This window comes from Caballeronia sp. NCF2, assembly GCF_023631205.1.
Lineage (GTDB): Bacteria > Pseudomonadota > Gammaproteobacteria > Burkholderiales > Burkholderiaceae > Caballeronia > Caballeronia zhejiangensis.
In genome coordinates, this window is sequence record NZ_JALQDN010000050.1 from 101,225 (window position 1) to 115,497 (window position 14,273).

12 protein-coding genes are annotated in these 14,273 nt (G+C 65.2%); 6 read left to right on the forward strand and 6 right to left on the reverse strand.

What is annotated here, in order from left to right; translation table 11 throughout:
- The first annotated feature begins 64 nt into the window (after nt 1–64).
- Together NCS02_RS16900 and NCS02_RS16905 are read left to right on the forward strand one after the other, a co-directional pair.
- Nucleotides 65–1,024, forward strand: a complete 960-nt coding sequence (locus tag NCS02_RS16900; RefSeq protein ID WP_250440560.1) for an MBL fold metallo-hydrolase — start codon at nt 65–67, stop codon at nt 1,022–1,024.
- 102 nt (nt 1,025–1,126) lie between these two features.
- Nucleotides 1,127–2,449 carry an MFS transporter gene (locus tag NCS02_RS16905; RefSeq protein ID WP_250502934.1) on the forward strand — a complete coding sequence of 441 codons (1,323 nt, stop codon included), beginning with the start codon at nt 1,127–1,129 and terminating at the stop codon, nt 2,447–2,449.
- A 3-nt stretch (nt 2,450–2,452) separates the two neighbouring features.
- Here the strand turns inward: NCS02_RS16905 and NCS02_RS16910 are convergent, their stop codons facing one another.
- Both NCS02_RS16910 and NCS02_RS16915 read right to left on the reverse strand, forming a co-directional pair.
- Nucleotides 2,453–2,929, reverse strand: coding sequence for a hypothetical protein (locus tag NCS02_RS16910; RefSeq protein ID WP_175979286.1), 477 nt, complete (start codon nt 2,927–2,929; stop codon nt 2,453–2,455).
- Nucleotides 2,930–3,129: 200 nt separating this feature from the next.
- On the reverse strand, nt 3,130–3,975 hold the full coding sequence (locus tag NCS02_RS16915; RefSeq protein ID WP_250502935.1) for an alpha/beta fold hydrolase: 846 nt from the start codon (nt 3,973–3,975) through the stop codon (nt 3,130–3,132).
- 382 nt (nt 3,976–4,357) lie between these two features.
- Between NCS02_RS16915 and NCS02_RS16920 the strand changes: the two genes are divergently transcribed.
- Nucleotides 4,358–5,707 (forward strand): hypothetical protein, encoded by a 1,350-nt coding sequence (locus NCS02_RS16920; protein WP_250523239.1) that lies wholly within the window; start codon nt 4,358–4,360, stop codon nt 5,705–5,707.
- Here NCS02_RS16920 and NCS02_RS16925 read toward each other — a convergent pair.
- The 4 genes from NCS02_RS16925 to NCS02_RS16940 all read right to left on the reverse strand — a co-directional run bounded on the left by NCS02_RS16925 (nt 5,674) and on the right by NCS02_RS16940 (nt 10,047).
- Nucleotides 5,674–6,138: a hypothetical protein gene (locus NCS02_RS16925; RefSeq protein WP_250523240.1), complete on the reverse strand. Its 465-nt coding sequence runs from the start codon at nt 6,136–6,138 to the stop codon at nt 5,674–5,676. The genes NCS02_RS16920 and NCS02_RS16925 overlap by 34 nt on opposite strands.
- A 257-nt stretch (nt 6,139–6,395) precedes the next feature.
- On the reverse strand, nt 6,396–7,223 hold the full coding sequence (locus NCS02_RS16930; protein ID WP_250502937.1) for a shikimate dehydrogenase family protein: 828 nt from the start codon (nt 7,221–7,223) through the stop codon (nt 6,396–6,398).
- Nucleotides 7,224–7,397: 174 nt separating this feature from the next.
- Nucleotides 7,398–9,092, reverse strand: a complete 1,695-nt coding sequence (locus NCS02_RS16935; RefSeq protein WP_250502938.1) for a SulP family inorganic anion transporter — start codon at nt 9,090–9,092, stop codon at nt 7,398–7,400.
- A 67-nt stretch (nt 9,093–9,159) separates the two neighbouring features.
- On the reverse strand, nt 9,160–10,047 hold the full coding sequence (locus NCS02_RS16940; RefSeq protein ID WP_250502939.1) for an NAD-dependent epimerase/dehydratase family protein: 888 nt from the start codon (nt 10,045–10,047) through the stop codon (nt 9,160–9,162).
- A 94-nt stretch (nt 10,048–10,141) separates the two neighbouring features.
- Between NCS02_RS16940 and NCS02_RS16945 the strand changes: the two genes are divergently transcribed.
- The 3 genes from NCS02_RS16945 to NCS02_RS16955 are packed head-to-tail and all read left to right on the forward strand — an operon-like array spanning nt 10,142 to nt 14,264.
- Nucleotides 10,142–11,920, forward strand: a complete 1,779-nt coding sequence (locus NCS02_RS16945; RefSeq protein WP_250502940.1) for an FAD-dependent oxidoreductase — start codon at nt 10,142–10,144, stop codon at nt 11,918–11,920.
- Complete coding sequence (locus tag NCS02_RS16950) at nt 11,917–13,656, forward strand: FAD-dependent oxidoreductase (RefSeq protein ID WP_250502941.1); 1,740 nt, start codon at nt 11,917–11,919, stop codon at nt 13,654–13,656. Before NCS02_RS16945 ends, NCS02_RS16950 begins: the two co-directional genes overlap by 4 nt.
- The gene (locus NCS02_RS16955; protein ID WP_250502942.1) at nt 13,653–14,264 is read left to right on the forward strand and encodes an NIPSNAP family protein; all 612 of its coding nucleotides are present in this window, start codon (nt 13,653–13,655) and stop codon (nt 14,262–14,264) included. Before NCS02_RS16950 ends, NCS02_RS16955 begins: the two co-directional genes overlap by 4 nt.
- Nucleotides 14,265–14,273: the final 9 nt, after the last annotated feature.

Consider the following 14,273-nt stretch of genomic DNA (forward strand, 5'->3'; position numbering starts at 1 on the left):
GACAAACAACGGCATCACGCCGATCATCAACCCATCCCCACGAGAATGGAAGCGAGACACGACCATGGCAAAAGCATTCGCATCGCAGGCCGATCTGGAAGAGAAGAAGATCACGTTCACGCAACTCTCCGAGAACGCGTACGCGTACACGGCGGAAGGCGATCCCAACTCGGGCGTGATCATCGGCGACGACGGCGTGCTCATCGTCGATACGACCGCCACGCCCGCAATGGCGCAGGATCTCATCGCGAAAATCCGCAGCGTCACCGACAAGCCGATCAAGTACGTCGTGCTGTCGCACTATCACGCGGTGCGCGTGCTCGGCGCGTCGGCGTATTTCGCGGAAGGCGCGCAGCAGGTCATCGCGAGCCGCGGCACGTATGAAATGATCGTCGAGCGCGGCGAGCAGGACATGAAATCGGAGATCGAGCGCTTTCCGCGCCTTTTCGCCGGTGTCGAGACGGTGCCGGGCCTGACGTGGCCGACGCTCGTCTTCGAGAAGGAAATCACGCTGTTCCTCGGCAAGCTCGAAGTGAAGATCGCGCATCTCGGCGCGGGTCACACGAAGGGCGATACGGTCGTCTGGCTGCCGTCGCAGAAAGTGCTGTTTTCGGGCGATCTCGTCGAGTACGACGCCGCCTGTTACTGCGGCGATGCCCAACTCGAAGAATGGCCCGCGACGCTCGAAGCGCTGCGCGCGCTGAAGGCCGACAAACTCGTGCCGGGACGCGGTCCGGCGCTGCTCTCGCCGGCGGAAGTCGACAAGGGCCTCGATTACACGAAGGACTTCGTCACGACGCTCTTGCAGGCGGGCCGCGAGGCCGTCGCCGAGAAGCTCGACCTGAAGGGATCGATGGCGCTGACGCGCAAGGCGATGGATCCGAAATTCGGTCACGTCTTCATCTACGAGCACTGCCTGCCGTTCGACGTCTCGCGCGCTTACGACGAAGCGAGCGGCATCAAGCATCCGCGTATCTGGACGGCCCAGCGCGACCAGGAAATGTGGGCCGCACTGCAGGACTGACCGCCGTTTCTTGCGGCGCGCACTGACGCGCCGCTTCTCCCTCTCTCAAGGCAAAAGGCGCGCGCAAGACGCCGGCCTCATTACGCCCATCTGGAGCGAGACATGTCGAAGTCGATCAGCACGGCGGCGCTTGAGCCCAGCGCCGTCGCGGATGCGCACGCCCAATCGGACGACGCGCTGTTCCGCAAAATCGCGTGGCGCATCATTCCGTTTCTGTTCCTGTGCTACGTCGTGTCGTTTCTGGACCGCATCAACATCGGCTTCGCGCAATTGCAGATGAAGCACGATCTCGGCTTCTCCGATGCAATGTACGGCCTCGGCGCCGCCGTGTTTTATGTCGGCTACGTGCTTTTCGAAGTGCCGAGCAATCTGCTGCTCGCGAAGTTCGGCGCGCGCCGCACGTTCACGCGGATCATGCTGCTGTGGGGCGCGGCGTCGGTCGGAATGATGTTCGTATCGACGCCCGGCCATTTCTATCTGCTGCGCTTTCTGCTCGGCGTGTTCGAAGCGGGTTTCTTTCCGGGCATCGTGCTTTATCTGACGTACTGGTTTCCGGCGAAACGGCGGGCGGGCGTGATGTCGGTGTTCTTCGCGGGCGTGGCCGTCGCGGGCGTGTTCGGCGGACTCGTGTCCGGCTGGATCATGCGCGACATGGCCGGCGTGATGGGCCTGCACGGCTGGCAGTGGATGTTCGCGATCGAGGGCGCGCCCGCGGTGCTGCTCGGTCTTATCGCGTTGCGCCTGCTGGTGGACACGCCGCGCGATGCGCAATGGCTCACGCAAACGGAGCAGGATCGGCTCACGGCACTCTGCGCGACCGGCCATCACGAGAAGCACGATAACAGCGGCATGCTCGATGCGCTGCGCAATCCGCGCGTCTATCTCTTCGCGTTCATCTATTTCTCGCTGACGTGCGCGTCGCTGACGCTGAGCTTCTGGATGCCGCTGATGATCCGCGACTTCGGCATCACCGATGTCATGTCGGTCAGCCTCTACACCGTCGTGCCGAACGCGATCGGCGCGGTGGGTCTGATTCTGATCGCGCGCCATTCGGATCGCGTCGCCGAGCGGCGCAAGCACTTCGCGTGCTGCACGATCGGCGGCGGCATCGCGCTCGCGGCCCTCACGCTGCATTTTCCGAGCTTCCCGCTGATGCTCGCGATTCTCTCGCTCGCCGCGACGCTGATTTTCGCCGCGCTGCCGATCTTCTGGGCCGTGCCCGCCAGCCATCTGCCGGGCAAGAGCGCGGCGGCGGGCATCGCTTTCATCAGCAGTATCGGCATCACGAGCGGGATCGTGAGTCCGTGGGTGATCGGCCAGATCCGCACCTCGACGGGCAGCATGGATCTCGCCGTGCATCTGCTTTCGTTGCTGCTCTTCGCGAGCGGCGCCGCGCTGTTTTTCGGGCTGCGGCGCGGCAAGTGAGCGTCAGGCCGCAGCCGCGGCCATCGCCTTGAAGTTTTCCGGCGTCGCGAAGGCGAGATATTCGGCCTGCATGTCGGGTGTGAGGAATTCGAGCATCGTCGAGTTCTCGATCCAGAATTCGATGACGTGGAAGAAGTTGTCGCCGCGCGTGCAGCGCACCGCGCGCCAGCCTTCGCGTTCGCCGATCGCGATGACTTCCTCTGCGTTCAGCTTCGTCGCGATGGCCATGTGGAACGCGCTGTACTGCGGGCGCTTCACCGTGTCCGCGCCATAGCTGACGCTTTCCTCGTGACCGCCGCCCGGCGTGATGACCTGATCGCTCGGATAGACCTCGATGATGCTGCCGCGATCGTCGCCGGCGACCGCCATCCACGCGCCGGGAAAGGGCGAGAAGGGCGCGGCGAAGCCATCCCACAGTTCGGCGAGCACTTGCGCGACGTGTTTCGGATCGTGGGCGGGAATGGAGGCGTGGAAGATCATTGCGATGGACTCCGGTGGACGTGGGGCGGATTGCGCGGCGATTGCAGAGCCGCGCGGTGGAATGTCGATTCGCAGTGCTATGGTGTGCCGGGATTCTTCCAGAGTCTATTGTTATGAGTGTTTTCAAACGCGTCAGGACTCAGCGCTTATCCGACAAACGCCGAACTTGTTATTAAGCCGCCGCAACAGAGCGCCAATCGCTACGCCGACGCAAACGCGCCGATATCCGCCGTCAGCCGCGCCGCGTCGCTCAGAAAGATGCCGTGCGGCGCGCCTTCATAGACGACGAGCCGCGCGTTCGGAATCAGGCGCGCCGTGCGCTGCGAAGTCAGTTCGAGCGGATTCGATTCGTCGCGATTGCCTTGCACGATGAGCGTCGGGACGTCGATGTCGCGCAACTCGTTGCGGAAATCGCCGCGATTGACGGTTTCGTTGCACGCGAAAAGCGCCTGATGCGACGTGCGCAATGCCATTTCCCGAATCCAGTCGATCATGGCCTGCGACGCGCCCGGCCCGGCGAAGGGACGCGCGTTGTCGGCCAGCCATTGCGGATAGTCCGTCGTCAAGTCGTGCAGGAAGGCATCGTTGTAGTCGCGGTCGATGCCGTCGGGATTGTCCGGCGTCTTCGCGAGCATCGGCAAGGTCGAAGCGATCAACGCGAGGCGCGCAACGCGCGTGCTGCCGTGACGCGTCAGATAGCGCACGGCTTCGGCGCCGCCCATCGAATACCCGACGAGCGTCACGTCCGACAGATCGAGCGCATCGATGAGTGCGGCGAGATCGTCCGCAAGCGTGTCGTAGTCGTAGCCGCCGCCCGGATCGCTCGATCGTCCGTGGCCGCGCCGGTCGTAGATGACGCAGCGAAAGCCCTGTCGCGCGAGCGACAGCATTTGATAGGCCCACATGTCGCCTGGCAGCGAATAGCTCGGAACGAAGACGATCGTCCTGCCGTTGCCCGGCGTGCCTTGCGGATGCCAGTCGCGATAGAACAATTCGACGCCGTCTGCGGTCGCGATAAAACCTGGGCGTGAGTGCTTTGCAGGCATTTCCGTCTCCTCGTCGATGAACAGTGTGAGTGCATCGTCGCAGGAGAAAGTGAGCCGGACAATTACGCCAGAGGTAATAGGCCGTGTGCAAAAAAACGCCGCCCGGGGAGGCGGCGAGAGCGTCCGCTTGTGGGCTCGTTAGTCGAGTGCGGACGCTTGAGGAGACAGGGCGAATGAACTCAGTATGGCAAAGCGCCGCGCCGCACACAATCGCCGATTCGAATCACTGCATTTCAGCATGACCTGAAGATAGTTCGATATGCAGATTAAACGATCCGGCATTGCTATTTTCGGATTTATCTCGTGCTTTACGGTATTCCTATGAACCTTGATTCATATAAACTCAGCACGCGTTTCAAACACCGTTCTATTGCAGTCATTCATGTACTCCGATTCATTCGCACCTCCGCTCTCTTTGTCCGATCCGGACCACGCGCTGGCCGTCGCGCTCGACATTCGCCGCTCGGGCGACTGGCTCGCGCTCGAACGTTTCTGCGTCGAAGCACTGGAACGATTCCCGAGAGACTACGAGCTTCGCTGGCAACTGAGTCATTGCTATTGGCTGCGTCACGACAGCGTATCGGCGGAAGCGATCATGCGCGAGGCCGCGCGGCATCATCCGGACAATGGTCACGTGACCGGCGCAATCGCCATGTACCTCAACGAGCAGTCGCGCTACGGCGAAGCGGAAGCGATGTACCGTCTGGCGCTCTCGCAGACGCCCGATGCGGCCTGGCTCGCCGTCGATCTCGCCGACCTCGAATTGCGGCGCGGCGCGTGGCGCAGCGGCTGGATGCGCTTCGATCGCCGCACATCGCAACAGGGCGACAACGGCGTCGTCGCGCGCATGGAGCGGCTCGCGCCGGGCTGGCGCGGGCAGCCGCTCGACGGCAAGCGCGTCGTGGTTTACAGCGAACTCGGCCTCGGCGACGACATTCAATTCGTGCGGTACTTTCCGCAATTCGCGGAGGGCGTGCGAAGAAACGGCGGCGCGGCGCTATTGGCGGTGCGTTCGGCGCTGTATCCGCTGGTGCGGCGGTTCGTGCCGGACTGCGTGCAGATCGAAGCGCACGACTTCGGCACGGTGGATTACACCGTCGGCATGATGAGCCTGCCTGTCTGGATCGGTCTGCTGCCGCATCACGTCGATGGCCGCGCGTATCTTCACGCCGCGCCTGAGCGCATCGACGCGTGGCGGCGCGAACTCGCATCGGACGGCACCCATGCGTTGCGCGTCGGTCTCGTGTGGGCGGGCAGCCCGACGCATCGTCGCGACGCCCAGCGCAGCATTCCCGTCGAAGCGCTCGCGCCGCTCTGGAGCCTGCCGAACGTCACGTTCCATCCCGTTGCGCCGGGCCGCGAAGACGATATTGCCGCAATGCGTTCGGCGGGCGCGCGTATCGCCGGCGTGCCCGACTATCGCGAGCAGTTTCATGATTCCGCCGCGTTCGTCAGCGCGCTGGATGTGCTCGTGACCATCGACAGTTCGCCGCTGCATCTCGCCGGCGCGCTCGGCAAGCCGGTGCTGGCGATGATCGATCGCGCGTCGCATTGGTGTTGGGGTGAAGACGAGACGCAGCCGTGGTACGACTCGGTGCGGCTCATTCGTCAGCGCGAACCGGGCGATTGGGCCCCGGTTATCAGGCGCGTCGCCGCGGCGGTGTCGGGGCGGCTCATCGGACGAGCGGCGCCGGAAGATCAGCAGGCGTCCGCGCCCGTCAGTTTCGGGTAGCCGGGCTGGCTCGAGTCGATCGTCGTCACGCAGGCACCCTCGTTGAGATCGAGCGGGCTGTCGATGTCGCGCTTCGAGCCGTCCTTCATCTGCACGCTGTAGCGGTAGATTTTCGCGGTCTGTTCCGGGGCCTTCTGGAACAGGTTCGTCAGGTCGAAGCTCAGGCCTGCGCCGCCGCCCACGCCGTTCCATCCATTGCCGCCGATGCCGCCGCCGCCCACGCCGACGGTCGGTCCGGAAGAAGAAGCCGTGTTCGTCGACACAGTCGTCAAATACTGTTTGCCGACAATGCGGCCGGTCGCGAGCGTGCCGTCAGCCGGCAGCGGCGCCGATGCGCCCGGTCCCGATGCGCACGCCGCGAGCACGGCACATGCGATGGCCGCGAAGCCAGCTCGCGCAACGCGTTGAATTGTTTTTTGATCCGAGTTCATTCCAGCCTCTTGCTTCCATTGCCCTCGATGCGAGCGCACGAGTCTTGTGGAATCGGCCGCTAGCGCCGGCGTGGCGGGAACGTGGCGCAGAAATACGCCGCCTTCGAAAGGGCGGCGTTCGTCGACGATTCGTTCCGGAGCTTGCAAGCCGGCGCGCTTCGCGAGGGACGCGAATGCGCGGCGGGAATGTTGACTGATCGTGTTTCGCGATTGAACCAGATTGCTCCGATTACTCGCACGGCAAACGGTCCCGCGATTCACCCCTTCAATAGATACGCGACGATCGCATCGCACACGCGCCCGAACATCTGCGTGCCGGTGACGGTCGTGCAGCCTCGCGCGCGGGCGGCCTCGATGAAAGGCGTGACCGGCGGCTTGGTCACGACATCGCCGACGAAGGTCGTCGGTGGCAGGCGGGAGACGTCGATCGGCAGCGGGTCGCCCGGACGCATGCCCGCCGGCGACGCATTCACGATGAGATCGTAGGTTTCGGCAGCCGAATCGTCGGCGACGCTCACCGCGCCGCGCCCCAGCGCAGCGAGGCGCGAGGCGAGGGCGCCGGTGCGAGCGGCGTCGAAATCGCGGATCGCGAGCGAGGCCACGCCCGCATTGACGAGCGCGTGGCCGATCGCCGAACCCGCGCCGCCCGCACCGATCAGCAGCGCGCGTTTGCCCTTCGGGTCGCAGCCCGCATCTCTCAACGCCGCCACCATGCCGATGCCGTCCGACGCGCCGCCGTGCCAGGTGCCGTCGGCATTGCGCTTCAGCATGTTGACCGCGCCGAGGAACGCGCCTTCATCGGTCAGCGAACGGCAGTATTCGGTCGCGCTGAACTTGTGCGGGACGGTGACGATCACGCCGTCGCAATTGCGCAGCGGCGCGATGCCCGCGAAAAACGCGCCGAGATCTTCGGGCGCGACGTGCGCCGGAATCACGATTGCATCGCGTCCCGCCGCACGCAGCGCCGCTGTTACGCCGGAAGGCGAGCGTACCTGCGCGATCGGATCGCCGACGATGAAATAGACGCGCGTCGCGCCGCTCAAGCCCGCATCGAGCGATGCGGAAAAAGAAGTGTCCTGCGCCATGCCTCGATTGCCTCCTGATCCGTGATCGGAAAATAGTGTGACCGCACTCGCTGAATGCTAGTTGAAAATGGAATGCTATTCAACAAAATTGCTACTTGAAGGAAGGCAACTAACGGTCTTCCCGAGCCGCGACCACCAAAAAACGCCGGCAGAAAGACGGCTGCCAACGCGCATTCAGAGAACGTTCGGCTCGTGCGCGCCGGGACTTACGCCAGCCGCTGCCAGCGCTTCGTGAAGTGTGTCGTACACGTTCGATGCGCCGAGCGCGGGCGTCAGTCCGTGCCGGTCCATGTCGCTGCGCAGGAAGCGGTTCACGCGTCCGAATATCACGACGACGCCGCGTGCGCGCAGCGTTTCGACAAGTTCGCCGATGGTGCGGGCCGCCGAATAATCGAGGTCCGTGATCGCGCCGGCATCGACGACAAAATGGCGCAACTCGTCCGGCGCCGTATCGACGAGATTCGTCACTTCCGACGCAAAAAAGTGATCGTTCGCATAGAACAGATCTGCGCCGAAGCGATAGACGATCAGGTGCGGCGCGGTCATCGCGGCGGGCTTCGTCGGCTCGTACTGCCACGGTTTGCCGGGCGCGACGGGCGTGAGCACCATCGTGTGCGGATGATAGCTGTGGCGCACGTGCCGCAGCAGCGATAACGCCACCGCGAGCAGAATGCCGTGCTCGACGCCCACCATGACCACCGCAGCCGCCGTGATGAGCGCGAGCGCGAACTCGCCGGGGCTTTCCGCGCGAATGTCCTTCAGGCTTTGCACGTTGATCAGCCCGATCGCGATCGTGAACACGATGCCCGCCAGCACGCAATGCGGCAGATAGCGCAGATAGCCGCTCAAGAAGAGCAGCACGACGGCGACGACTGCCGCGAACACGAGCTGTCCGAACTGGCTGCGCGTGCCGGCGCGGTCGGCCATCGCGGTCTGCGTCGGACTGCCGTTGACGACGAACGTGCCGCTCACGGCCGCCGCCGCGTTCGCCGCGGCCAGACCGAGGATGTCGCTGTTGGTATCGACGTCCTCGCGATACTGCTGCGCGAAGACCCGCGCCGCGGCGGCGCTCTGCGCGATGATCATCACGAAGCACGACAGCGCGACCGGCACGAGGTCGAGCGATTGCTGCCAGGTGATGTCGGGAAAACGGATCGCGGGCAGGCCGCCATCGACCGGACCGAGCACCGAGATGCCGTGCGCGGCGAAATCGAACGCCTTGCTCGCGGCGATGCTGCCGATTACCGCGATGAGCGGCATCGGCAGGCGCGGCGCGAAACGCTTGCAGCCGAGAATCGCGACGACCACGGCCAGCGCGAGCACGAGCGTCGGTCCGTGCGCGTGCACGAGATGACCGAGCACGTAAGCAAGCTGGGCCAGACTGCGCGAGGACGGATACGGCACCGTCATGCCGAAGAGATCGCCGAGCATCGCGATCGACACCTGTACGCCGACGCCCGCGAGAAAACCGGTGAGCACCGTGCGCGACAGGAAATCGGCGAGAAAGCCGAGTTTGAAAAGCCGCGCGACGAGGAGCAGCGCGGCCGTCTGCAACGCGACCATGCCCGCCAGCGCGACGTATTGCGGGCTGCCCATCGCGGCCATCGACGAAACCTTGCTCGCGAAGATCGTCGCGGTCGCCGAATCGGCCGCGACGACCAGATGCCGCGACGCCCCGAACAGCGCAAACGCGATGAGCGGCAGGAACGCGGTGTAGAGGCCCGTCACCGCGGGCATGCCGGCGATGCGCGCATAGCCGAGCACTTGCGGAATGTCCATCGATGCGAGCGAGATGCCCGCGAGCGCGTCGCGCCACGCGGCGGCGCGGCTGATCGGCAGGATGCCTTTGAGCAGTGTCGTTTTTTGCATGCTGGCACCGTGTTCCTGAAGAGGCGATCGTGCCCCAAGGAACAGGCGGTGCCAAGACCCGCTTCATCTATCGATAGAACGCCACGGTTTGCCGCAATCCGTCGATCAGTGGCGTTTTCGGAACGCCGGGCAGCGATCGGGCGAGCGCGGGATCGTCGGGAAAGGATGTCGCGATGGGCAACGGCGCGCCTGCTGCGTCGATGCGCGCGCCGGGCGCGATGCGCTCGAGCGTCGAGACCACGCTTTGCATCGGCGTGATGTCGCCTGCGAGCGTGAACGCGTGCGCGCCGTCGAACGCGGTCACGAGCGCGAGTTCGTAGGCGGCGGCGACGTCATCGGCGTAGACGAGGCCGGTCGCGCCCGTGAAGGGAATCGTGTACGGCTCGCCGCGCGCGGCCGCACGGCACGCGAGACTCGGACCCGCGCTCGAACCGGTCTCGCGTCCGGCGCCGTACACGACGAGCGGCCGGAATCCGATGCTCGCGATTCCATGATCGTGCCAGTACGCCCGCGCCGAGCCTTCGCACGCGAGTTTGAACGCGCCGTAGTGCGTCAGCGGAAAGGGCGTCGCGCCATCGTCGGGGCCGAAGACGCCCGCGCTGCTCGCGTAAAGCACCGAGCGCAAATTGCACGCGATGGCCGCATCGAACACGTTCAGCGTGCCGATCAGATCGATGCGCGCGCCGCGCACAGGATCGGCGGCGCACGCGGGCGTAAGCACGCCCGCGAGATGTACGACGGCATCGCAGCCGTCGAGCGCGTTCGCCACATCGCGCGCCTCGCCGATATCCCCGATCCGCCATTGCACGTCACCGGCGCGTTCGGGCGCGAGCGCGTACAGAAGGCGCGCGTCCTCGCGGACATCGAATGCGCGCACATCCATGCCGCGCGCGAGCAGCCGCCGCATGACCCACGCTGCCAGAAAGCCGCTTCCGCCTGTAACCAGCACTCGCATACCGTTTCTCCATCGTCTCAAAAAGAACTTGGCTTACGTCGCGTTTATGGAATAGCATTCCAATATCAAAGAGAGTTCTACAGGAAGCGCGCACATGGCGGAGACACTGGACAAACTGGAACAGAACGAGACCTTCGATGTAATCGTGGTCGGCGCGGGCGGCGCGGGCATGTCGGCGGCGCTGGTCGCGGCGGTCGATGGCGCGCGGGTGCTGCTCGTCGAGAGCACCGAATACGTCGGCGGAACGACCGCGTACTCGGCGGGCACGACGTGGATTCCCGCGTCGAAGCACGCGGCGAGCGTCAATCGCGACGATTCGTCCGCGAATGCCGAAGGCTTTCTGAATCGCGCGGTCGGCGAGCGCAGCAGCGCCGCGATGCGCCGCGCGTTCCTCGACGCCGGCCCGAAGGCCGTCGCGCACATCGAAGCGAACTCCGATGTCAAATATCGCGCGCGGCCGTTCCATCCGGACTATCTGTCGGAAATCGAAGGCTCGACCTTGCGAGGCCGCGCGCTGGAGCCGCTGCCGTTCGACGGCCGCAAGCTCGGCCGCGCGTTCTCGCTGATTCGTCCGCCGATTCCCGAATTCACCGTGCTCGGCGGCATGATGGTCGACCGCGACGACGTCGGGCATCTTTTGAACATGACGAAGTCGTTGGCATCGTTCAGGCACGCGGCGAAACTGCTCGCGCGTCATGCACGCGACCGCATGAGCTCGCCGCGCGGCACGCGTCTCGTGATGGGCAACGCGCTGATCGGGCGTCTGCTTTACTCGCTGCTTCAGCGCGGCGTGACCGTGCTGACGAGCACGAAGGTGGAGGCTTTGCACGCGGGCACGAATGGCATCGAAGCCGTGACGCTGAGCCAGATCAACGAGCGTCGGCGCGTCAACGTGAAGGGCGGCGTGATTCTCGCGAGCGGCGGATTCAATCGTCATCCGATGCGGCGCGCCGAGATGCTGCCGGGCGCCGATGCGGCGTGGTGTCCCGGCGCGCCCGGCCACAGCGGCAACGCGCAGGATCTCGCGCTCGCGGCGGGCGCGCGCTTCGGCGTTGGCGGGCTGTCGAACGCGTTCTGGGCGCCGGTCTCCGTGCGCAAGCGCGCCGACGGTACGACCGCCGTGTTTCCGCACTTCATCATGGATCGCGGCAAGCCCGGCATGATGACCGTCGACAAGTCCGGCAGGCGGTTTCTCAACGAAAACACGTCGTATCACCTGTTCGGGATTGCGATGCAGACGGCGAACAAGACGACGCCCGCCGTGCCCGCCTATCTCGTCACGGACTCCGAAGGATTGCGCAAGTACGGCCTTGGCATGGTGCGTCCGGGCGGCAAGGGACTCGCGCCGTTTCTCGCCGATGGCTATCTCGTCGAAGGCAAGACGCTCGACGAACTGGCGGACAAGCTCGATATCGACAAGGCCGGTCTCGCCGATAGCGTCGCGCGCATGAATCGCTACGCGCAAACCGGCGTCGACGCGGATTTCCAGCGCGGCACGACCGATTATCAGAACGCCAACGGCGACGCCAACTGGACCGGCCCGAACAAGTGCCTCGGTCCGATCGGCCAGGCGCCGTTCTATGCGGTGCGGCTCTATCCGGGCGATATCGGCGCGGCGACCGGCCTCGTTATCGATACCGACGCGCGCGTGCTCGACCGCGACGACCGGCCGATCGTCGGCCTCTATGCCTGCGGCAACGATGCGCAATCGGTGATGGGCGGCGTGTATCCCGGCCCCGGCATCACGCTCGGACCCGGTCTCGCGTTCGGCTACCTCGCGGCGCGCCACGCGACGTCGCGCGCGAAGCAACCGAAGCAGGACGAAGCGCTCGATCTTCCGGTCGATCTTTCAATGCACGCGCACGCCAAATGAAGCTCGAACCGATTCTCGAATGCGACGTGCTCGTGCTCGGCTCCGGCGCGGGCGGCTTGTCGACCGCGGTCACGGCGGCCACGCGCGGCCTGTCCGTGCTCGTCTGCGAGAAGGAAGACGTGTTCGGCGGCACGACCGCGTGGTCGGGCGGCTGGATGTGGATTCCGCGCAATCCGCTCGCGACGCGCGCGGGCATCGTCGAGGATGAAAGCGCGCCGCGCACGTATCTGAAGAGCGAACTCGGCGCGCATTTCGATGCCGCGAAAGCCGATGCGCTCATCGAGCACGGTCCGCGCATGATCGAATTCTTCGAGCGCAATACGTCGATGCGTTTCATCGACGGCAACCGCATCCCCGATTTCCACACGACGCAAGGCGCGGCGACGGGCGGCCGCTCGGTCTGCGCGATGCCGTTCGACGGACGCGAGCTCGGCCCGCTCATCGACAAGCTGCGTCCGCCGCTCGCCGAAGTAACGATCAAGGGCATGGCGATCGCGTCGGGACAAGACCTCGCGCACTTCCTGAACGCGACGCGCAGCGCGAAGTCGGCGTGGCACGTCGCGAAGCGTTTCGCCACGTTTGCGTGGCACATGCTGCGTTATCGGCGCTCGATGCATCTGGTGAACGGCAATGCGCTCGTCGCGCGGCTGCTCAAGTCGGCGGCGGATCGCGGCGTCGATCTGCGCACGCGGGCGAAGGCGGTATCGCTGACGCGCGAGGCGAATCGCGTGACGGGCGCGCGCGTCGAGATCGATGGCGTCATGCACGACGTGCGCGCGCGGCGCGGCGTCGTGCTCGCGTGCGGCGGTTATCCGCACGACGCGAAGCGGCAGACCGAAACGTTTCCCGTGATGCCGCACTGGTCCGCCGCGCCCAAGAGCAATACCGGCGATGGCATTCGCCTGGGCGAAGCGGCGGGCGCGCATTTCGACGCGTCGCTCGAAGCGCCCGCCGCGTGGGCGCCGGTGTCGCTCGTGCCGAAATCCACGGGACGCGAAGTCGCGTTTCCGCATCTGATCGAGCGCGCGAAGCCGGGTCTGATCGCCGTCACGCGCGCGGGCAGGCGCTTCACGAACGAGGCGTCGTCGTATTACGACTTCATCTCCGCGCTCATCGGCACGACGTCGCCGGGCGAAGAGACGTGCGCGTGGCTCGTCTGCGATCACCGGTTTCAGCGCCGATACGGCCTCGGTTTCGCGAAGCCGTTTCCGTTTCCGCTGCGGCCTTACGAACGCTCGGGATATCTCAAGTCCGCGCCGACGCTCGAAGCGCTGGCGCAGCAATGCGGCATCGATGTGCGCGGCCTCGCCGATACGGTCGCCACGTACAACGGCTACGCGAAAGACGGCTTCGATCCGCAGTTCCACAAAGGCTCGACGCCGTATAACCGCGTTCAGGGCGATGCATCGCACAAGCCGAATCCGTGTCTCGCGCCGATCGTCGATGGGCCTTTTCACGCGGTGAAGATCGTGCCGGGCAGCCTCGGCACGTTCGCGGGTTTATCGACGGATGCGCGCTCGCGTGTTCTCGACGACATGCGCGCGCCGATTCCCGGCCTCTACGCGGTCGGCAACGACGCCGCGAGCATGATGGGCGGCCACTATCCCGCAGGCGGCATCACGCTCGGCCCAGCGATGACCTTCGGCTATCTCGCGGGCCTCGAACTGGCCGAACCGGCGCGCGAGGACAGCATCACGAATCTCTCCAACTTCAATCAGGCAAGGACTCTGCAATGACTCTGTACGACACGGTCACGTTGACGGTGAAGATCGGCGCGAACGCGCAGGTCTTCGAAAACATCAAGGCAAGCGGCGATGCGTCCGGCTCGAAGCTGCTCGGCTGCTGGTATTCGGATATCGGCGCGCTCGGCAAGGTCATGGTGCTGCGCGGCTTCGAATCCGAAGCGGCGCTGATCGGGGAACGCCGGCGCTTGCTGCTCGAAGGCAACCCGTTCGGCTGCGGCGAGTTCATCGCCGATGTCGAAATGAACAGCTACGCGCTTTTTCCCTTCCTGCCGCCGATCGAGCCGGCCGTGCACGGCGGCATCTACGAGATGCGCGTCTACGGCACGAAGCTCGCGAGCCTGCAACACACGATCGACGCATGGCAGAACGCCGTGCCCGAGCGCACGAAACGCTCGCCGCTCATCGGCGCGATGTACGCGCTCGACGGCACCGTGCCGCGCTTTCTCAACATCTGGCCGTACAAGAGCGTGGACGAGCGCTCGCGGATTCGCGCGGAAGCCGTGAAGGACGGCATCTGGCCGCCGAAGGGCGGACCGGCGCATCTGACGACGATGGAATCGACCATCTACGTGCCCGCGCCGTTCTCGCCGCTGCGCTAACCGGAGATT

Bases quoted from the DNA above. Each gene is read 5' to 3' on its own strand.
- NCS02_RS16900 (WP_250440560.1), top strand. From the start codon at position 65: ATGGCAAAAGCATTCGCATCGCAGGCCGATCTGGAAGAGAAGAAGATC.
- NCS02_RS16905 (WP_250502934.1), top strand. From the start codon at position 1,127: ATGTCGAAGTCGATCAGCACGGCGGCGCTTGAGCCCAGCGCCGTCGCG.
- NCS02_RS16910 (WP_175979286.1), bottom strand. From the start codon at position 2,929: ATGATCTTCCACGCCTCCATTCCCGCCCACGATCCGAAACACGTCGCG.
- NCS02_RS16915 (WP_250502935.1), bottom strand. From the start codon at position 3,975: ATGCCTGCAAAGCACTCACGCCCAGGTTTTATCGCGACCGCAGACGGC.
- NCS02_RS16920 (WP_250523239.1), top strand. From the start codon at position 4,358: ATGTACTCCGATTCATTCGCACCTCCGCTCTCTTTGTCCGATCCGGAC.
- NCS02_RS16925 (WP_250523240.1), bottom strand. From the start codon at position 6,138: ATGAACTCGGATCAAAAAACAATTCAACGCGTTGCGCGAGCTGGCTTC.
- NCS02_RS16930 (WP_250502937.1), bottom strand. From the start codon at position 7,223: ATGGCGCAGGACACTTCTTTTTCCGCATCGCTCGATGCGGGCTTGAGC.
- NCS02_RS16935 (WP_250502938.1), bottom strand. From the start codon at position 9,092: ATGCAAAAAACGACACTGCTCAAAGGCATCCTGCCGATCAGCCGCGCC.
- NCS02_RS16940 (WP_250502939.1), bottom strand. From the start codon at position 10,047: ATGCGAGTGCTGGTTACAGGCGGAAGCGGCTTTCTGGCAGCGTGGGTC.
- NCS02_RS16945 (WP_250502940.1), top strand. From the start codon at position 10,142: ATGGCGGAGACACTGGACAAACTGGAACAGAACGAGACCTTCGATGTA.
- NCS02_RS16950 (WP_250502941.1), top strand. From the start codon at position 11,917: ATGAAGCTCGAACCGATTCTCGAATGCGACGTGCTCGTGCTCGGCTCC.
- NCS02_RS16955 (WP_250502942.1), top strand. From the start codon at position 13,653: ATGACTCTGTACGACACGGTCACGTTGACGGTGAAGATCGGCGCGAAC.